We start from the raw sequence: 18,623 nt of genomic DNA, 5'->3' as shown, positions 1-18,623 counted from the left end.
TCGCGGCGGTTGCCCCGGCGCGCGGGAGGTGTCACTAGCGCCGGCGCGCGGCCCACCCGCCGGCGCCTCGGAACATCGAACCAGGAAAGAAGGAGGGCTGGCCTGCGGTGAACGACTGGCTCGTCCCCGTCCTGTTCGGCCTCGCCGCGAGCGGCGCGACGCTGCTCGGCGGCGTGCTGGCGCTGCGTCAGGCGGCGCGCGACGCCGCGCTGCTCGCGATCTCGGCGGGTGTGGTGCTCGGCGTTGCCTTCTTCGATCTGCTGCCGGAGGCGATCGCGATCGGCGCCCTGGCCTATCCGCCGCGCGCGATCATGGTCTTCGCGGCCGGCGGTCTCGCCGGCTACCTGCTGCTCAGCCGAACCCTCGCGAGCCTTGAGGGCCCGAGCGCCTGGCGCGGGCATCTCGGCCCCGCCAGTCTGACGCTGCACAGCTTTCTCGACGGGCTGATCATGGGCATTGCCTTCCAGATCGCGCCCGATGTCGGCTGGCTTGTCGCGCTGGCGGTGCTGACCCACGACCTCGCCGACGGGCTGAACACCGTCAGCCTGGCGCTTGAGACGAGCCGGCGAGAAACCGCGCTGCGCTGGCTGGCGATCAACGGCGCGGCGCCGCTGCTGGGCGTCGTCACCGGGCTGGTCGTCGCGCTGCCCGCCGCCGCGCTCGCACCGGTCATGGCGACGTTCGCCGGCATCTTTCTCTACATCGGAGCGGTCGAGCTGGTGCCGCGCAGCCTGGCGCGGGACGGCCGGCTGCGCACCACGCTTCAGGTGCTGGGCGGTTTCGCGCTGATGCTGGCGATCACCGCGGTCGCCGACTGATCGACACGGGCGGCGTGCCGGTCACAGAACCCGCAGCCGGGTCGCGAGCAGCGGCGCGACCCGGTCGGCGATCCGTTCCACCCCCGTCGCGTTCGGGTGAATGCCGTCCGGCAGCATCAGCCGGCGATTCCCGAGCACGCCCTGAAGGATGAACGGATCGAGCACCGCGTCGTGCTCGCGCGCGAGTTCGGGGAAGATGGCGTTGAACCGCGCGGCAAAGTCCGGCCCCAAATTGGGTGGTGCGAGCATCCCCGTCAGCACCACGGGAATCCGTCGCCGCTCCAGCTCGTCCAGCATCGCGTCGAGGTTGGCACGGGTCTGTGCCGGATCGATCTGGCGCAGCACGTCGTTGCCGCCGAGCCCGAGCAGCACCAGGTCGGGCGACCTGCCCATCCGGTCGAGCGTGTAGGCGAGCCGTGCGCGGCCACCCGCCGATGTATCGCCCGACACGCCGGCGTTTACCAGCGTTGCGTCAATCCCGCCCGCGCGCAGCCGCCGCTCGATCGCCTCCGGCAGGCTCTCCCCGATGCGCAGGCCGTAGCCGGCGTAGAGGCTGTCGCCGAGCGCCAGCACCGTGCGTTTCGGCCCCGTCACGGGCACGTTCGACGCCGCTGCGCTTTGTCGCGCGCCGGGAGCGGCGGTGCTCTCGTTCGCGACCGGCGCCTCTGCCGTACCGCCGCACGCCGCGAGCAGCAATGCCGCTTGGATCGGCAGGGCCCGTGCCGCATAGGAGCGCCATGTCGCCCGCCCGCCCGCCCGCTCGCCCGTCATGAACTCGTCCTCCGCCGTCATTGTCGCGCGCGATGTAAGGCTGACGCTCGGCGGGGTCGAGCCGGTCGAGATCCTGCGCGGCATCGACCTGGACGTTTCCGCCGGAGAAAGCGTGGCGCTGCTCGGCGCGTCGGGTTCCGGCAAGTCCTCGCTGATGGCGGTGCTCTCCGGGCTGGAGCGCGCGACCGGGGGACAGGTGACCGTCGCTGGGCTCGACTTCGGCGCGCTCGACGAGGATGCGCTGGCGGTCGCGCGACGGGGGCGGATCGGCATCGTGCTGCAGGCCTTTCACCTCCTTCCGACCATGACCGCGCGGGAGAATGTCGCCGTACCGATGGAACTCGCGGGCATGGCCGACGCGGCCGCGCGGGCAATCGCGGAGCTGGAGGCGGTCGGCCTCGCCCATCGCCTCGACCATTACCCGACGCAGCTCTCGGGCGGCGAGCAGCAGCGCGTGGCGATCGCCCGCGCGCTTGCCCCCCGCCCCGCCATCGTCTTTGCCGACGAACCGACTGGCAACCTGGACGGCGCGACCGGTGCCCGCATCATCGACCTGCTGTTCGACCGTCAGCGCGCGAGCGGCGCGAGCCTAGTCATCATCACCCATGATCCGGGGCTCGCCGGGCGCTGCGACCGAACGCTGGAGCTCGCCGACGGTCGGCTGCTGTGAGCGGCTGGAGCCTGGCCTGGCGGCTCGCGCGGCGGGAGCTTTCGGCGCGCTTTCGCGGGCTGCGGCTACTGCTCGTCTGCCTGTTCCTGGGCGTCGGTGCGCTGGCCGCGATCGGCAGCCTGGCGGCGGCAATCGACGGTGAGTTGGCCGCCCGCGGGCGGGTGCTGCTCGGCGGCGATGTCGAGCTGTCGGTGTCGCAGCGGGCGGCGGACGCGGGCGAGCGCGCGGCGTTGCGCGCGCTCGGCCGCGTGTCCGAAACGGTCCGGATGCAGTCGATGGCGGTCACTCCCGCCGGCCGCACCGCCTCCGTCGAGCTGAAGGGAGTCGATGCCGCCTACCCCCTCTACGGCCGGCTGACGCGCGCCGATGGGCACGCGGTGCGACTGATCCGCGATGACCAGGCGCTGGTCGGCCCCGGGCTGGTCGAGCGGCTCGGCCTGCGGGTCGGCGACACGGTCCGCTTTGGCACCGCGCGCTTCCTGGTCGCCGGCATGATCGGCGACGAGCCCGACCGGCTGAGCGAAGGCTTCAGCCTCGGGCCGGTCGTTCTGGTCACGACCGGCGGCCTTGCGCGGACCGGGCTGATTCAGCCTGGCAGCCTGTACGAGACCAAGTACCGCGTCGCAACCGCCGCCGACCCGGAGCAGGTAATTCGCGGCTGGAGCCGCCGCTACGAGAGCGCGGGCTGGGAGACGCGGACCCGCGACCGGGCGTCGCCGGGCGCCAGCCGCTTCATCGAGCGGATGGGCGAGTTCCTGTCGCTGGTCGGGCTCGCCGCGCTGGTGATCGCCGGCATTGGGGTCGGCAACGGCGTGACCTCGTACCTGGAGGCCCGCCGCACCAACATCGCGATGTTCAAGGTGCTGGGCGCTACCGCCGGCCTCGTCACCCGCATCTACCTGCTCCAGGTGCTGGCGGTTGCCGCGGTCGGGATCGCGCTCGGGCTGGTTGCGGGGATCGTGGCGGTGCCGCTCATCGGGGTGGCCGCGGGTGCGGTGCTGCCGGTTTCGCCTGGCCTGACGCTCCAACCGCTGCCGCTGCTGCTCGCCGCCGCTTACGGCCTGCTGATCGCGCTCGCCTTCTGCGCGCCGGCGCTGGTCGCGGCTGGCCGGGTGCCGGCTGCCGCGCTGCTGCGCGGCGCACTCGACCCGCGCGTCCGCACGCCGCGGATCGCCTGGGGGCTGATGGCAGTCGCAGGGGCGCTGGTGGTGGCGCTGGCGCTGGTTTCCAGCGAGCAGCCGCTGTTCGCCGCGGGGTTCCTCGCGGCGGCGGCGGCGACCCTGCTGCTCCTGCTGGCGATCGGCAGCGGGATCAAGACGCTCGCCGCGCGCCTGCCGCGCCCGCGCCGGCCGCTCGCCCGCCTCGCGCTCGCCGCGCTCCACCGCCCCGGCGCCCGCACGGTCGCGCTGGTGGTGGCGCTCGGGCTCGGCCTGACCCTGTTCGTGCTGCTGGCGACGATCCGCACCAGCCTGGACGGCAACATCCGCCGCAGCGTCCCCGATCGCGCGCCGGCATTGTTCGCGCTCGACGTGCCGCCCGCGCGTGAGGCGGTCTTCCGCCGGACCGTGGAACGGGTGTCGCCCGGCGCCAGGATCGCCACGGTTCCGCTGATGCGCGGCACCATCACCGGTTATCGCACGACTCGCGTCGCCGATCTCGCGACGATCCCGGAGGGCGCGTGGGCGCTGCGTGGCGAGCGCGGGCTGACGTTCGCCGCGGCTTTGCCCGCCGGCAGCGACATCACCGCGGGCCGCTGGTGGAGCGCGGCCGACGCATCGCGGTCGCTGGTTTCGGTCGACGAGCGCCTCGCCCGCGCGCTCGACCTCAGGATCGGCGACCCGATCACCGTCTCGATCCTCGGTCTGGAGCGAACCGCGACGGTGGCGTCGTTCCGGCGGATCGCCTGGGACTCGCTCGGCTTCAACTTCGTGCTGGTGTTCTCGCCCGGCGCGCTCGCCGACGTGCCACACAATCTCGCCGCGACGATCGACATCCCCACGGCGCGCGCGGGGGCGGTCACCCGCGCGCTGCTGCCGGCCTTCCCCTCGACCTCGGTGGTGGAGGTCGGCGGCGTGCTTCAGCAAGTCCAGACGGTGGTGCAGCAGATGGCAACCGCCATCGCCGCCGCTGCGAGCGTGGCGGTGCTCGCCGGGATCGCGGTGCTGATCGGCGCCATCGCCGCCGCCCGGAGCGCCCGCACCTACGACGCGACCGTGCTGAAAGTGCTCGGCGCGACCCGCGCGCAGGTCCTGTCGCTCCAGGCGATCGAATACGCGCTGCTCGCCGCAGTGATGGCGACGGTTGCGCTTGCGCTCGGCAGCGGGGGCGGCTGGTACGTCGTCACGCAATTGTTCGGGTTCGACTGGCTGCCCGACTGGCGCAGCGTCGCCGTCACGCTGCTCGTCGGGGCCGGGCTTACCATCCTGGTCGGCCTCGCGGGCAGCCTGCCGATCCTGCGCGTCCGCCCCGCCGCCGCGCTTCGGGAGCTCTGAGGGGGCGACGCGGCGCCGGAACCGCCGGCGACCGCCCTCGTTGGCGCCGCTGTGCCGCTCCCCGATCCTGCGACGCTGCCGCTGTGGCTGAGCGTGACCTTGTTCGCGGCGGCCGGCGGGGTGATCTGGCTCACCGGATCGCGGTTGACCGTTCGCCTAGACTCGGTTGCGGCGCGGACCGGGCTCGACCGCGCGTTCCTCGGCATGCTGCTGCTCGGCGGGATCACCGCCCTGCCGGAAGTCGCGACGCTGATCAGCGCATCGTCGCTCGGCCGGCCCGCGCTCGCGGTCAACAACCTGCTCGGTGCGGCCGCGATCAACGTGCTTCTTCTCGCGATCGTCGACGGTTTCGTCGGGCGATCGGCGGTGACCGGGATTGTTGCGCAGCCCTCCACCATGATGATGGCGGCGACCGCCATGATCGTGCTGGTGCTGATCGCCGCCACCGTGACGATCGGCGACGTTGCCATCCCCGGGATCGGGATCGGGGTCGCCTGCGCCCTGATCAGCCTGATCTGCACCTTGTGCTTCTGGATGTCGGCGACCCACGACCGCCGCTCGCCGTGGACTGTCGACGAGGACGGCGACAAGCGCCCCGATACTCAGCCGACCGCGCCCGTGACCGAGCGGAGCCTGCCCCGACTGTGGCTGGAGGTGGCGGGCTGCGGCGTCCTCATCTTCGCGACCGGGTTCGTGCTGTCGCGCCTCGGCGACGGGCTCGCCCGCCAGCTCGGCCTGACCAGCGCGGCCGTCGGCTTCGCGCTGATGGGCCCCGCGACGGCACTGCCTGAACTCGGCACCATCATCGCCGCCTTGCGCATCAACCGCCCCGAGATGGCGTTTGGTCAGGTGCTCGGCACCAATTTCGTCAGCTTCGCGCTGCTGCCGCTCGGCGATGCCGTCTACCGCGGCGCGCCGATCATCGCGACGCTCGGCCGCTTCGAACAGCTCTCCGCCCTGCTCGGCGCGACGCTGATCGGCATCTTCATGGTCGGCCTGCTCGAGCATCGGGACCGCACCGTGCTGCGGATGGGCATCGATTCGGTGCTTGTCATCCTGGTCTTCATCGCGGGCGCGGCTACCCTGATCCAACTGTGACAGATGCGCACGACGGGATGCGCCGAGCCCGCTTCGGTGCTATATCAGGCGGGTGCACGGCCCACACCGATGGCCGCACGCGAGTGCCGAGGTAATCCATTGAGCTGGTTCGAGAAGTTGCTGATCGTCGTCGCCATGGTGCTGTTCATGGAGGTGTTTGCCTGGGCAACGCACAAATACGTCATGCACGGCTGGGGCTGGGGCTGGCACCGCTCCCACCACGAGCCGCACGAGGGCGCTTTCGAGCGCAACGATCTCTACGCGGTGACCTTCGCCGTCATCGTGGTCGCGCTGTTCGCCGTTGGCACCATCTGGGAGCCGGTCTGGTGGGCGGCGCTCGGCATCACCGTCTACGGCGCGATCTATGCCTTCGTGCACGACATGCTGGTGCATCAGCGCTTTGGCATGCGCTGGGTGCCGCGGCGCGGCTATTTCAAGCGGCTGCACCAGGCGCACCGGCTTCACCATGCCGTGAAGACCAAGGATGGCGGTGTCAGCTTCGGCTTTCTGTTCGCGCCCGATCCCGTCCGACTGAAGCGACGCCTGGCCGAACGCGCCGACGCATGAGCCGGGGTCCGCGCACGGCGACGGTACGGTCGGGGCTGATGCTGGCGGTGGCTATCATCGGCGCGTGGATCGCCATCCACGTCGGCGCCATCTTCTTCTGGCGGTGGAGCCCCTCCACGCTGCTCCTGGTTCCGATCGTCGTCGCCGTGCAGGCATGGCTCAGCACCGGGCTGTTCATCATTGCGCACGACTGTATGCACGGGTCACTGGCGCCGGGTCGGCCACGGCTGAACCGGATCGTGGGGACGCTGTGCCTCGGCATCTACGCCGGCCTGTCCTACGGCGCGCTACTGCCCAAGCATCACGCGCATCATGCCGCGCCGGGCACCGGAGATGATCCCGATTTCCACGCCGCTGCACCCCGCCGCGCCCTCCCGTGGTTCGCGTCGTTCGTCCGCAACTATTACACGCACGGGCAGATCGCCCGCATAACGGTCGCGGCGATTGTCTATCTGCTGCTCGGGGCGACGCTGCTCAACATCGTCGTGTTCTGGGCCGTTCCGGCGCTCCTCGCGCTCTCCCAGTTGTTCTTCTTCGGCACCTACCTGCCTCACCGGCACGATGATCAACCCTTCGCCGACGCGCACAATGCCCGCAGCAGCACGCTGCCCCCGCTGCTGTCGCTGGTGACCTGCTTTCACTTTGGCGCCTATCATCACGAACATCACCTGAGCCCCGGCACGCCCTGGTGGCGGCTGCCGGCGGTCAGGCGGGAGTCGCTAGCGCGGCAGTGATGGCGGCTGCCGCATCGGCTGCGCCACCGCCGTGCGCGATCTCGGCGGCGAGCCCGCGCGCGGCCTGCGCGTAGCCCGGACGCTCGATCACTGCTCGCAAGGTGTCAGCGAGTGCGGCCGCGCTCAGCCGGTGCGGCGACAGCATGCGTCCTGCGCCGACACGCGCCACCCGGGCGGCAGTGGCGGGCTGTTCGAAGGCGATCGGAAGCGCCACGATCGGGACGCCGGCCGCCAGCGCATCCAGGACCGAGTTGAAGCCGCCATGCAGCACGGCGGCCGAGCAGCGCCGAAGCACCGCCGCCTGCGGCCAAAAGGCGCGGACCAGCGGATTACCGGGCAGGGCTGCCTCCTCCGCCGGCGACAGGCCGCCACCGTGGCCGATCACCGCTCTTGCCCCGATCATGGCGCAGGCCGTCGCCATGGTCGCGAATAGGGCGGGACGCGCGCCCTGCAGCGTGCCGAGCGAGCAGTAGATCAGCGGCACGCCGTCGTCCGGCAGCTCGGGCGCCTCCACCTCGTCCGATCGCCACGGAGCGCCGTAGCGAAACGTCGCCGGCAGGGCGCGGCGCGGGAAGTCCAGCGCCTGCGGGCACTGCGCGACCTGCACGCACGGCGCGCCGTCGTCGGCGAGGCCCCATGCCCGCCGCCGCGCCGCAATCGTGCGCGTGATCGGTCTCATGAGGATGTTCGTGACCACGTACCCACCGCTGTTGCGGAACCGCCCCAATTGGTCCCCGCGGTAGGGCCAGCCGAGAAAGGGAGGCGGCACGTCCGCTTCGGTCAGGAGCGGCAGCCCGGTCGTCGCGACGGCAAAGGGCAGGCCAAGCCGCTGCGCGATCAGCGGACCGGCCGGCTCGACTGCGTCCGCCAGCACGGCCGTGGCGCCGATCCGCTCCAGCACGCCCGGCGCCTCGTCGAGCAGGCGTTCCGTCATCGTCGCTGTTGCGCGGATCATGCGATTGAGCCCAAGAAGGCCGCCCGGCCGCGCCAGCAGGCTGAGGTAGCCGTCGAACCGGTCATCGGCTGCGGCGCCGGGAAGGCTGACGAACTCCAAGGCCGGATCCGTCACGAACCGGCGGGCGGACGCCATGTGCACGACCGAGACTCGCCAGCCCCGCGCGGACAGCTCGCGCCCCAGCACCTGCAGCGGGTTCAGGTGGCCCGGCACAGGAGAGGTGATGACGGCGAGATGCCCAGCGCTCGGCAGACCATGGGAAGGAGCGCCGGGATCGCACATCTCGGTGGCAGCATGACGCTGGCGGAACGCGGCGCGCAAGGCTTTAACAACGGCGCCTATCATGCTTTAGGGCGATATCGCGGGTGAGATGATCGAGATCAGGTTCGACGGTTAGGCAGAGCGCGAGGCTAGCGGCTTTGCGGTGTCGCCATTCGCCAAGAGGCGCTTCCGGAACGCCGCAGCATGTCGCGCGCTATGCCCGCATGACCGACACAATGGACAGCGACGCCGCTCGAGCCCTTCCGCAGCCCGCCGGCTGGTCGCGCGCCGCGGCGGCGCTTGCGGTAGTGGCCGTGCTGGGTGCCTCTGCCGCGCTGGGGCGCCGCAACGCGCCCGGCGACGCCCACCCGCGGACTAGGCGCTGGTACCGGATGCTGGATAAACCAGATTTCACCCCGCCGGACGCTGTATTCGGCGCGGTGTGGCCGGTGCTCGAGACGGGACTGGCGGTCGGCGGCTACCGGTTGCTGCGCCGACCGTCGTCACCGGCGCGCAATGCGGCGGTCGGACTGTGGCTGGCGAACACCGCCATGGTGGGCGGCTGGACCGAGCTGTTCTTCCGCCGCCACGCCCTCGCCGCCAGCACGGCCGCCGCCGGCGCCATGACGGCCGGAGCAGGCGCGCTGGTGGTTACCGCGAACAAGGTGGACCGACCGACGGCGGTGCTGGCGGCGCCGTTTGCCACCTGGCTCGCCTTTGCGACGGTGCTGTCCGAACGCATCCGGAAGCGAAATCGGTCGTGACCCGCGTGACGGTGTGGCACGATGGCGCCTGCCCGCTCTGCGCACGCGAGATGGCGCTGATCCGCCGGCTCGACCCGGCGAGCAATGTACGTTTTGTCGATGTTTCCGACGCGACCACCGTCTGTCCGCTCGACCGGGGCGAGATGCTCGCCCGCTTCCACGCGCAGGAGTACGGCGGAGCGATCGTGTCGGGCGCGGCGGCGTTTGCGGCCATGTGGCGCGCGGTGCCGCTGCTCCGGCCGTTCGGGCTGCTGGCGCGCAATCGGTGCATGCTGACATTGCTCGAGTGGCTTTACCGCCGCTTCCTGCGCGTGCGTCCGCGCCTTCAGCGGCTGGCGGGCGCGTGAGGCCGCGTCCCGACCCCGTCCTTCCGGGGCAGGAGAGTGTCTGGAACTACCCCCGCACGGCGATCGCAGTGGCGAGCAGCGCGCATGTCCGGATTGAGCATGGCGGCGCCATAATTGCCGACACTCACGCACCCGTGCGCGTGCTGGAGACCAGCCATCCACCCAACTGGTACGTGCCCCCCGCCGACGTGAACACCGACCTCCTGCTCCCCTCCGAGCGGCGGTCCTTCTGCGAGTGGAAGGGCGTCGCCAGCTACTGGCACCTTCAGGTCGGCGATGCGCTGCTGCACGACGTGGCCTGGAGCTACCCGGACCCGACCGACGCCTTCCGCTCCCTGCGCGATCACCTTGCCTTCTACGCCGCGCCGCTCGACCTGTGCTCGGTCGACGGCGAGCGCGTCAGCCCACAGCCGGGCGGCTTTTACGGCGGCTGGATCACGCGCGATCTCGCCGGTCCGTTCAAGGGTGTGCCCGGCAGCGCGGGATGGTGACGGCGTCCCTGCCGCAAGCGCTGGCCGCCTGGCGCGAGGCACCACGCGTCCGCCCGCTGAACAACCGCGCGCTGGTGCGCGGTGGTCGCTACGTGCTGTGCTGGCTCCAGCAGGCACTAAGGGCGCACGACAATCCGGTGATCGACGCCGCAATCCGGCTGGGCAACGCGCTAGGCCTGCCGGTGCTGGTCTACCATGGGCTGCGCGAGGACTATCCCTACGCCTCCGACCGACTCCACCGCTTCATCCTGGGCGCTAGCATCGACCTTGCCGCCGGCTGCGCGGCGCGTGGGCTCGCTTGCGTGCGGCACGTGGATCGGGCCGCCGCCCGCGAGAAGGGGCTGGTCCACCGCCTCGCCGCTGATGCTGCGGGCGTGGTGCTTGAAGACCAGCCGGGCTTTGTTGCGCGCTGGCAGGCGGAGCGCGTCGCCGCGCGCACCGGCGTGCCGGTGTACGCGGTCAACGCCGCTTGCCTGGTGCCGCCCGCCGTGCTGAGCAATGCGATATCCGGCCGCGGTGGTTTTCTTCGTCGCCATGAGCCCGAGCGCGCCGCCTGGAGCGAGTGGGGCGAGGAGGCGCCGGACACCCCGCCCTACAGCGGGCCGCTCCCGTTCGCGCCGGATCGCCCGGAGGAGGGCGATCCCGGCGCGCTAGTCGCCTCGCTCGCCATCGATCATTCGCTGCCGCCAAGCGAAACCCACGCCGCCGGGCGGGCGGCAGCGGAGGCGCATTTGGCGCGAGCGGCCACGATCGTACTGCCGTCTTACGCCTCGGCGCGGAACGACGCCACCCGGCGGGACAGTGCCAGCGGCTTGTCCCCCTATTTCCATTTCGGCGTGCTCGGTCCCCGCGAGGTCATGCAGGCGGCGTCAGCCGCCGCACCAGGGAAGCAGCACCTTGCCAAGTTCGCCGACGAGTTGCTCGGCTGGCGCGAGTGGTTCCACTACCAGGCCTGGCGGCTTCAATCGCCCGAGCGATGGGACCGCGTGGCACCGTGGGCACGCGCGACCCTGGCCGACCACGCCGCCGATCCGCGGCCCGAGGCGGAGTCGCTGAACGCCATGCTGCGCGGCGAGACGCGCGACGAAACGTGGAACGCCTGCCAGCGCCAATTTCTCGCCGACGGTTGGATGCACAACAACCTGCGGATGTACTGGGGCAAGCGAATCATCGCCATGACGCCCAGTCCCGAGGCGGCATGGGCCACCGCCTGTTATCTGAACGACAGGCTGAGCCTGGACGGTCGCGATCCATCGACCTGGGGCAACATCGCCGCGACCTTCGCCGGCACGCCATCCGAACGCGAGCAGCCGATCTATGGCCGCGTGGCGACCCGCGGCGATGGTTCGACCCGCCGCCGCGAAGGCGGCGATGCGTGGCTCGCACAGGCGGCATCCAGGGCGGTGCCGCAGATATCTGTTCCGGCGGAGGTACCGGTAGACCCTTATCTCACCGGCTATTCGACGCCCTGAGCAGGCATGATTGCGCCACGGCCCGGCCTCTTGGCAGATGCTTTCGGGAGTGGTGCCCCGTGCACACTCCCGAAGTGGAAGCTCCAAGCGGGAGCGGCGCGGCGGAGGCGGTTAATACAGTTGATCGCATCCCGGTCCTCCATGCTGGTCGATGTTGGGCGACAGTTATGGTGGCGACTGAGCGGCGTCATCGTAATCAGTGTGCCGCGTTGATCGAAACACGGTCAGGACAACATATCACGACGAACAACCGGGCTGTTCGAAGCAACGGTCCATCGCCCGGGTCGCAGTCGAGAAGGGCTGTGCCAGCACATCGAAGGCCATCTTCCCAGCGGAGATCGCGAGCAGCCCCGCAAAGAGTGCCACAGCCAGAAACTCGAGCTTGCGACCGAAGTTGATCGAGCGAGTTAGGCCAATCTCTACGCCATCTCGCGGCTGCGCCCGCCGCTCGCGCGGGGAATCTGGTCGATACAGCTCTCGGTGTGGGTTGGCGGCTTGAAGGTGCGGCAAGCTGATGGGGCGTTGACTCCGCAGACCGCAACGCTGCTCGTCCGACCAGACTACGCGAGCGATGATGATCATGTCGCCGCGTCGCAGCTCGACATAGGTGCCGACCGGTGGAGGATGAGGCAGCGCCAACATCGCACCGCGGCTCGAGACATTTCGTATGGAGGCGCTCAGCCACGATGAGCCCGCCCGCATGCGGGCGTCAAGGAGGACGTTGGTTCGATCTTCGCGGGTCCGCATGACGCAAGCTCTTGAGATTGTGTGCGGCCGCTATCGCCGTCGACGCGCCCCTCCACTATCCCGCAAAATTACGGGTTGCCGCGACGGTGCGTTAACGGTGCCTTGATCGCTTTTCTGCTAGCTTCAATCGATGGCCCGCGCGCTACGCATCCTGGTGGTCGACGACGACGATGATCTTCGCGTCGAACTCGTCGAGTTGTTGCGTGCGATGCATTTTCACGTGGCTGGCTATGCCACCGCGTCCAGCGCGCGGGATCGTGTTGCCGATCAGGACATCGTGTTGTGCGACCTCGATCTTGGCGCAGAGAGCGGCATCGACCTGATCCGCCATATCGTCTCGCTCGGGGCTTCCCGCCCCCGCGTGATCGCCATGTCCGGCCGGGTCGATCTCTTGAACTTGTTCGACGCATCGGGAGCAATCCCGATGCTGTCGAAGCCCATGAAGATCGCCTCGTTGATCGCTGCCATCAAGAACCACGAAGCACGGCTGGACGACCGGTGATCGCGACTACGTTCAACGGTTCAGCGCGCTTGGGACGGCTACTCAGGATTGCGCTTTTCGGGCTCGCCGGCGGTTTGGCCCTCCTTCTCTGCACCGAACGACTGGTCCTGGCACCGGGTGTGGAGCTGTTCGCCGGCCCGATCTTCTATCTGCTGGTCTATCGAATGCTGGGGGTCCGAGCAGGGGTCGCGGCGGCCGTGGTCTTCATGCTGCCGACCTATGTCTGGTGGGGGCACGTCTTCTCGATCACCATGGCGATTGCTCACGTCCTGGTGTTGGATGTGATGAGCCGTCGTGGGTGGAGCCTTTCGGCTGCCACCGTTCTGTTCCATGCGACGGTCGGCTTGCTGGCCAATCCACTCTTCATGGCCGCCCATTATGGCGCGCCGCCGACGATCATGGGTCTGACGGTCATCCGCAAGCTGCTGATCGATCTGTCGGCGGCGGTCCTGATCGACGTTCTGTTCCTGCGATACCGCTTCGACCGACGCGCACTAGCGTTCCGCAGGCGTCCGGGCCTGAGCCTCGGCCGTGCGATCGAGTGCGCGACGCTGGTGCTGCTCCTGCCCGCGATCATCCTCGTCTTCTGCTCGGATGCGAACGACTTCAGCCGCCGTTTCGATGGCTACCGAGCCGAGCTTGTGCAGGCGTCCGCGCAGGTCGCACGGCAGCAAGGCGACGATCGCGTTCGCCAGGTCGCGGTCGACCTGAAAAGACTCGGCGTTCAATCTATCCTGGTCGGAGCACCGGGTACGCTGACCGACGACGCGACCAGGATCGCGCTCGGGTGCGACCGGATCAACGACGGACGTCACCCCGGTGGAGCCAACGATCGCAACACCTTCGCTTATTGGCTGCGCGCGTGTGAGATCGGCGGTGCCAAAGGCGCTGGCCAGCCGATTGCCTTCGCGGTGGGCACGCGTTCGATCGCGCTTCACGCCTATGGCGAACTGTTCGATGCGATGATGCCGCTAATTGGCCTGCTCGTGCTGGCGCTCGTGCTGCACGCGTGGATCAACCGCAACGTTCAACGATCGCTACGGCAGTGGCGCGAAACGGTGCAGGCCTTTGGAACCCCCGACCTGCCGATGCCCGCTCTGCCGCTCTTTTCCGAGTTGCAGCGCCCGGTGATCCAGTTCGTTCGGGAGAATAACCGGTTTGCGCAGGTCGCCGCTGAGCGGGAACGTCTGGCGCTTGCGTTTGCCGAACTCAAGGAAACGGTGGACCTGTCGCTCCTCTCCGACGTGACCTGGAATCCCGAGCAGCGTGCCCTCGGCTATTTCGCCGTAGACCTGTGGAACGAGCCGCACTGGCGGACGCTGGCGGTGCACCCGAACGATGCCCTGTCGCTCAGCCTCAGCGAGGACGCGACCGACCTGGTGGCAGAGTTCCGGCGCGCAGGTTCGGATGAATGGCACCTGCTGATCGCGCGTGATCGACTGGCACCGGACCGCTGGCGGTGGGGCGCGCGCCTGCGGCTGAAGCAACCGAAGCTGATGGCGGCCGGCCTCGCGCACCAGGCCCGCTTGATGGAACTGGGCGGTATGGCATCGGCGATCAGCCATGAATTGCGACAGCCGCTGTTCACTATTTCACTCGCGGCGGAGAACGCGGAAATCCTGCTCGACAACGGCGCGACCGACGCCGTGCGGGCAAAGATCGAGCGGATAACCACCCAAGTCGCGCGTGCGAGCGCGATCATCGCGCGCATCACCAATTATGCCCGTGTTGAGCATGATGCGCCAGAATGGCTCGACCTGCCGGAACTGGTCCGAGCCGCGGCGAGCTTTCTCCGGCCGCTGCTGATCCAACATAATGTCGAGCTGCGACTGCACGCCGATGCGAACGCAGGTTTGGTGCGCCTGCCAAAGGTCGGGGTCGAGCAGATCATCGTCAACGCGGTCCAGAACGCTGTCGACTCCATTGCGGCGCGATCCGATCTGTCGGAACCCGGCGCCATCAGCGTCAGCGTGGTCGACTGCGGAAGCACGCTGCAAGTGATGATCGCCGACAATGGTGCCGGGATCGCCGATGAGATCGCGTCCGAAGCCTTTGAGCCCTTCAAGACTACCAAGGGCGTCGGGGCGGGAACTGGGCTCGGGCTGTACGTCAGCCGGCAGATCATGCGCGAGATTGGCGGAGACATCACGCTGACGCCCGGACCAACCGTGGGAGCAGTCCTGACACTGACGCTGCCGCACGACGCGCTGGCCAGCAACGCGAGGCTGGTCGCATGATTCGAGCGGTCTACATCGTCGACGATGACGCGGGTATTCGCGAGGAGCTGTCGGAGCTGCTGGCTGCACGCGACGTCACGGTCCAGGCGTTCGACAGTGGGGAAGCGCTACTGAAGGCGTCGCCGACGCTCGCGTCCGGCTGCGTGATCCTGGACCTCAATCTCCCGGGCGAGAGCGGGATCGCCGTGCAGCAACGGTTGCGTGAGGCAGGCGCCGATCATCAGGTCATCATGCTGACCGGCGAGGGCGACGTGCCGACCGCGGTTCAGGCGATGCAGGCAGGGGCCAGCGATTTCCTGCTCAAACCCTTTGCCGTGCGATCCTTGCTGGCTTCTCTGGAGGCCGCTTTCGGCCGCCTGGCCGAGGAACAGCATGCGCAATCGGCCCGCTTGCAGGCCCAGGCGGCGCTTGCGCGTCTGTCTCCGCGAGAGCGCGACGTGCTGCGCGAACTGATCAACGGCGCCCCCAACAAGGTGATCGCCTTCACACTCGGGCTCAGCACCCGCACGGTGGAGATGTACCGTGGCAACCTGATGGAGAAGCTAGGCGTGCGGTCGCTGCCCGATGCCATGCGCCTGGCGCTGGCCGCCGGCTTCGCGACGGTCGAGCAGATCGCTACGTGATTACCGTAGAATCGCCGTATCGCGAGTCACCGCGAACCTCATCATAGACCGTCCTGTCGATCGCTGATCGACCTCTTTGGCCAGACACACGGGCGTCGCCTGCCGGGGAGCAACGAGGGGCGAAGTCGTGAAGGGCATCATCTTCAATCTGCTGGAAGAGGTCGTCACCGACACAGCGGATGCGTGCGCGTGGGACAACCTGCTCGACACCGCGGCGGTAACCGGCGCCTACACGTCGCTCGGTAGCTATCCCGATGCGGAACTCGTTGCACTCCTCTCGGTATTCAGCGCGCAGCGAGGCACCGATCTGAGTGACACGCTGCGCTGGTTCGGCCGCAGCGCAATGCCCGTACTCGCCCGTCGCTATCCCGCCTTCTTCACCGCTGCGAACAGCGCCCGCGACTTTGTCCTGAGCGTCAACAGCATCATCCATCCCGAAGTCCGCAAGCTCTACGCAGGCGCAGGCTGTCCGCACTTCCACTTTTCTAGCGGAGCAGCGGGCGAACTGCTGGTGGGCTATGGATCGGCGCGGCAGCTTTGCTGGCTGGGGCACGGCTTCATCGAGGGCGCGTCCGATCACTTCGCCGAGCCGGTTCGCATCGAGCACCGCCAGTGCATGCATCGCGGCGACAAGTCGTGTGTGCTCGCCCTGGACTGGTCGCAGCAGTGAGCGCGATTACGCCAATAGCCGCCACGCTCGAAAGGGCGGTCGACCTCACCACTCGTCTCTCCAGCCTGGAGCGGCGCCTTACGCGAGAGCGGCAGGCGCGGCTCGAAGCCGAGGGTGTCGCCGAGCAGGGCCTGCGCGACCTTTACGTCAGCAAGCAGCGCCTGAGCCTGCTGGAGAAGGTCGCCGCGATCGCTAACGAGAGTGATACCGCAACCCAGGCGATCGGCCGCGCGCTCGCCGAAGTGTGCGGGTTCACGGGTTGGGCCTGTGGTCACGCCTTTGTCCGCGGCGAGCAACCCGGCACGCTGGTCAGCGCCGGGTTGACCTGGACGGACGACCGGGCTGACCTCGAGCCGTTCATCGCAGCGTCGACCAGCGCGGCCTTCGATGTCGGGGTCGGTCTTCCTGGCCGGGCACTCGCGAGCCGTGCGCCCGAATGGATCCGCGACGTGGGCGAGGTCAGCAACTTCCTCCGGCAAGCGGTTGCGCTGCGCTGCGGACTTCGTGCCGCCTTTGCCTTTCCGGTGATGATCTCAGATCGTTGCGAGGCGGTGCTGGAGTTCTTCTCGCGCGAATGCGTCGAGCCGGACTGGAGCCTGATTGATCTGATGCAGCAGGTCGGCACCCAGCTCGGCCGTGTGCTGGAGCGGGAGCGCATGGCGAAGCGGCTGGCGCACGAAGCGCACCATGATGCACTCACCGGGCTCCTGAACCGGCGCACCTTCGCGCTCACGCTCGATCAGGTACTCGCGCGCGTCGGCGACGGTGGCACCGGCCAGATTGCGCTGGTTCTGCTCGACATCGACGAGTTTCGCCTCATCAACGACATGGTCGGCCATGCCACGGCGGATCGGCTGCTTGCCGGTATGCCTGCAACTATCCGCCGCGTCTGCGCCGAGCTCCGGATCGACGATCGGAACTACCATCTTGCGCGGATCGGGGCCGACGAGTTCGCAGTGCTGGTTGAGGGAGAGCGGCTGACGATCGATCCGGCGCACATCGGCAGCGCGCTGAAGAACGGGGTGAAGGCTTTATCGCCTTCGGGATGGACGTTCGAAGCATCGGTCTGCGCCGGCATCGCGCTGGCGGGTAGAATGCTTCCGAGCGGCGAGGAAATGCTCCGCGATGCATCAACGGCCCTGCGTACTGCGAAGGCGCGAGGGCGCGGGCAGGTCGTTTTGTTCGACGGACATTTGCGGGAGCAGACCCGCCGCCGTGTGCTGCTGGAACGCGATCTGCGGGCAGCGATCGCAGCCGGCGAGCTGTCCGTCGGCTACCAGCCGATCGTGCGGCTGTGCGACGACCAGGTCTCCGGTGTCGAGGCGCTCGCTCGCTGGACCCGCACGGGCGATGCCGTCAGTCCGGCCGAGTTCATCCCCATCGCCGAGGAAACCGGCCTCATTGTTCCACTCGGCGAGTGGATCCTGCGGGAGGCCTGCCGAACGATCGCGGCGGCAAACAAGCGACGTCTCAAGCCGCTTAGCGTCAGCGTCAACGTGTCGCCGCAGCAGTTCCTGGAGCCCGCGTTCGGCGCGCGGGTACTGGAGGTGCTGCGCACGACCGGTCTGCCGCCCAAACTTCTGCGATTGGAGATCACGGAGAGCGTCGCCATGCAGGACATGGCGCGGACCAGAGCGGTGCTCGGCGACCTTTGCGCGGCACAGGTGCGGGTCAGCCTGGACGACTTCGGGACCGGTTTCTCGTCGCTGAACTACCTGAGCCGCCTTCCCGTCGACACGCTGAAGATCGACCGGTCTTTCATCGACCAGCTCGCGGGCGGCGAGGAAGGACAGGCGATCGTGCGCGCGATCCTGGAACTGGGACGCGCACTGTCGATGGATGTGATCGCTGAAGGGATCGAGCGTCCGGGGCAGGCCGCGTTTCTGCGGGAGCATGGCTGTAGCCATGGTCAGGGTTTTCTGTTCGGCAAGGCCATGGCGAGCGGCGAGGTGCAGGCGCTCGCCGACGGGGTGCCGGCGAAGGTCGGTGCGCCGGCATGATCGAGTTCGTCTCCACCATCGACGACGACGCCGATGTGCGGGTCGACTTGCGTGAGCTGGTGAGCTCGTCAGGGTCCCGGATCGCGCAGGCATTCGCGACGGCAGAGGCATTCGTCGGGGGTGCCGACGAGCTGGAGCCCGGCGTCGTGCTGCTGGACCTACAGCTGCCGGGCATGTCCGGGCTCGAGCTGCTGAAGCGACTCACGCCAAAGTGGTGGTACCCGGATCAGATCACGATCAGCGGCCCAATCGGGTCGTCAGGAAACGCCGCCAATGGCGAACCCGATCACCAAGCACCCATGGTGCCCTCTCTTGATCGGAAGTGGTGCCGCCTACAGGACTCGAACCTGTGACCCCCGCATTACGAATGCGCCTAAAGGCACGGCTTTCCGCCACTTTCGGCG

General features: G+C 68.9%; 19 protein-coding genes and 1 tRNA gene. 16 read left to right on the top strand and 4 right to left on the bottom strand.

Annotation, left to right across the window (positions count from 1 at the left end):
• The first annotated feature begins 107 nt into the window (after window positions 1–107).
• Window positions 108–818, top strand: coding sequence for a ZIP family metal transporter (locus CRO12_RS17075; RefSeq protein WP_097065212.1), 711 nt, complete (start codon window positions 108–110; stop codon window positions 816–818).
• A 21-nt stretch (window positions 819–839) separates the two neighbouring features.
• Here the strand turns inward: CRO12_RS17075 and CRO12_RS17070 are convergent, their stop codons facing one another.
• Window positions 840–1,610: an arylesterase gene (locus tag CRO12_RS17070; RefSeq protein ID WP_245858595.1), complete on the bottom strand. Its 771-nt coding sequence runs from the start codon at window positions 1,608–1,610 to the stop codon at window positions 840–842.
• On the opposite strand from CRO12_RS17070, the gene CRO12_RS17065 reads away from it, so the two are divergent.
• The 5 genes from CRO12_RS17065 to CRO12_RS17045 all read left to right on the top strand — a co-directional run bounded on the left by CRO12_RS17065 (window position 1,588) and on the right by CRO12_RS17045 (window position 7,150).
• Window positions 1,588–2,259, top strand: a complete 672-nt coding sequence (locus tag CRO12_RS17065) for an ABC transporter ATP-binding protein (protein ID WP_097065211.1) — start codon at window positions 1,588–1,590, stop codon at window positions 2,257–2,259. The two genes, CRO12_RS17070 and CRO12_RS17065, sit on opposite strands and share 23 nt — an antisense overlap.
• Window positions 2,256–4,751: an ABC transporter permease gene (locus tag CRO12_RS17060; protein WP_218838922.1), complete on the top strand. Its 2,496-nt coding sequence runs from the start codon at window positions 2,256–2,258 to the stop codon at window positions 4,749–4,751. Before CRO12_RS17065 ends, CRO12_RS17060 begins: the two co-directional genes overlap by 4 nt.
• Window positions 4,752–4,802: 51 nt before the next feature.
• A complete protein-coding gene (locus tag CRO12_RS17055) occupies window positions 4,803–5,849 on the top strand; it encodes a sodium:calcium antiporter (RefSeq protein ID WP_097065210.1) in 1,047 nt (348 codons plus the stop codon).
• A 117-nt stretch (window positions 5,850–5,966) separates the two neighbouring features.
• Complete coding sequence (locus CRO12_RS17050; protein ID WP_342747254.1) at window positions 5,967–6,416, top strand: sterol desaturase family protein; 450 nt, start codon at window positions 5,967–5,969, stop codon at window positions 6,414–6,416.
• Window positions 6,413–7,150, top strand: a complete 738-nt coding sequence (locus CRO12_RS17045; RefSeq protein WP_097065208.1) for a fatty acid desaturase — start codon at window positions 6,413–6,415, stop codon at window positions 7,148–7,150. The genes CRO12_RS17050 and CRO12_RS17045 overlap by 4 nt, the downstream gene beginning before the upstream one ends.
• Here the strand turns inward: CRO12_RS17045 and CRO12_RS17040 are convergent.
• The gene (locus CRO12_RS17040) at window positions 7,122–8,450 is read right to left on the bottom strand and encodes a glycosyltransferase (RefSeq protein WP_245858594.1); all 1,329 of its coding nucleotides are present in this window, start codon (window positions 8,448–8,450) and stop codon (window positions 7,122–7,124) included. The two genes, CRO12_RS17045 and CRO12_RS17040, sit on opposite strands and share 29 nt — an antisense overlap.
• A 140-nt stretch (window positions 8,451–8,590) precedes the next feature.
• Between CRO12_RS17040 and CRO12_RS17035 the strand changes: the two genes are divergently transcribed.
• The 4 genes from CRO12_RS17035 to CRO12_RS17020 are packed head-to-tail and all read left to right on the top strand — an operon-like array spanning window position 8,591 to window position 11,440.
• The gene (locus tag CRO12_RS17035) at window positions 8,591–9,130 is read left to right on the top strand and encodes a TspO/MBR family protein (protein WP_245858593.1); all 540 of its coding nucleotides are present in this window, start codon (window positions 8,591–8,593) and stop codon (window positions 9,128–9,130) included.
• Window positions 9,127–9,477 carry a thiol-disulfide oxidoreductase DCC family protein gene (locus tag CRO12_RS17030; protein ID WP_097065207.1) on the top strand — a complete coding sequence of 117 codons (351 nt, stop codon included), beginning with the start codon at window positions 9,127–9,129 and terminating at the stop codon, window positions 9,475–9,477. Before CRO12_RS17035 ends, CRO12_RS17030 begins: the two co-directional genes overlap by 4 nt.
• A complete protein-coding gene (locus tag CRO12_RS17025; RefSeq protein WP_097065206.1) occupies window positions 9,474–9,968 on the top strand; it encodes a DUF427 domain-containing protein in 495 nt (164 codons plus the stop codon). The genes CRO12_RS17030 and CRO12_RS17025 overlap by 4 nt, the downstream gene beginning before the upstream one ends.
• Window positions 9,962–11,440 carry a deoxyribodipyrimidine photo-lyase gene (locus CRO12_RS17020; RefSeq protein WP_097065205.1) on the top strand — a complete coding sequence of 493 codons (1,479 nt, stop codon included), beginning with the start codon at window positions 9,962–9,964 and terminating at the stop codon, window positions 11,438–11,440. Before CRO12_RS17025 ends, CRO12_RS17020 begins: the two co-directional genes overlap by 7 nt.
• A gap of 237 nt (window positions 11,441–11,677) precedes the next feature.
• On the opposite strand, the gene CRO12_RS17015 is transcribed toward CRO12_RS17020, so the two are convergent.
• Window positions 11,678–12,187, bottom strand: coding sequence for a PilZ domain-containing protein (locus CRO12_RS17015; RefSeq protein WP_097065204.1), 510 nt, complete (start codon window positions 12,185–12,187; stop codon window positions 11,678–11,680).
• A gap of 130 nt (window positions 12,188–12,317) precedes the next feature.
• On the opposite strand from CRO12_RS17015, the gene CRO12_RS18425 reads away from it, so the two are divergent.
• The 6 genes from CRO12_RS18425 to CRO12_RS16985 all read left to right on the top strand — a co-directional run bounded on the left by CRO12_RS18425 (window position 12,318) and on the right by CRO12_RS16985 (window position 18,572).
• Complete coding sequence (locus CRO12_RS18425; protein ID WP_097065203.1) at window positions 12,318–12,689, top strand: response regulator; 372 nt, start codon at window positions 12,318–12,320, stop codon at window positions 12,687–12,689.
• Between the two features lie 164 nt (window positions 12,690–12,853).
• Window positions 12,854–14,926: a sensor histidine kinase gene (locus CRO12_RS18505; protein WP_342747255.1), complete on the top strand. Its 2,073-nt coding sequence runs from the start codon at window positions 12,854–12,856 to the stop codon at window positions 14,924–14,926.
• Window positions 14,923–15,549 (top strand): response regulator transcription factor, encoded by a 627-nt coding sequence (locus CRO12_RS17000; RefSeq protein ID WP_097065201.1) that lies wholly within the window; start codon window positions 14,923–14,925, stop codon window positions 15,547–15,549. Before CRO12_RS18505 ends, CRO12_RS17000 begins: the two co-directional genes overlap by 4 nt.
• Window positions 15,550–15,676: 127 nt before the next feature.
• The gene (locus CRO12_RS16995; RefSeq protein ID WP_097065200.1) at window positions 15,677–16,219 is read left to right on the top strand and encodes a heme NO-binding domain-containing protein; all 543 of its coding nucleotides are present in this window, start codon (window positions 15,677–15,679) and stop codon (window positions 16,217–16,219) included.
• Entirely contained in the window at window positions 16,216–18,219 is a 2,004-nt protein-coding gene (locus CRO12_RS16990; RefSeq protein WP_179641086.1) for a putative bifunctional diguanylate cyclase/phosphodiesterase, read from the top strand. Before CRO12_RS16995 ends, CRO12_RS16990 begins: the two co-directional genes overlap by 4 nt.
• The gene (locus CRO12_RS16985) at window positions 18,216–18,572 is read left to right on the top strand and encodes a response regulator (protein WP_097065198.1); all 357 of its coding nucleotides are present in this window, start codon (window positions 18,216–18,218) and stop codon (window positions 18,570–18,572) included. Before CRO12_RS16990 ends, CRO12_RS16985 begins: the two co-directional genes overlap by 4 nt.
• Here CRO12_RS16985 and CRO12_RS18085 read toward each other — a convergent pair.
• A tRNA-Ser gene (locus tag CRO12_RS18085) sits at window positions 18,543–18,622 on the bottom strand. The genes CRO12_RS16985 and CRO12_RS18085 overlap by 30 nt on opposite strands.
• Between the last annotated feature and the right edge of the window lies 1 nt (window position 18,623).

The organism is Sphingomonas guangdongensis, from assembly GCF_900199185.1.
Taxonomy (GTDB): Bacteria; Pseudomonadota; Alphaproteobacteria; order Sphingomonadales; family Sphingomonadaceae; genus Sphingomonas; species Sphingomonas guangdongensis.
This window is presented reverse-complemented; position numbering and strand designations above follow the sequence as displayed.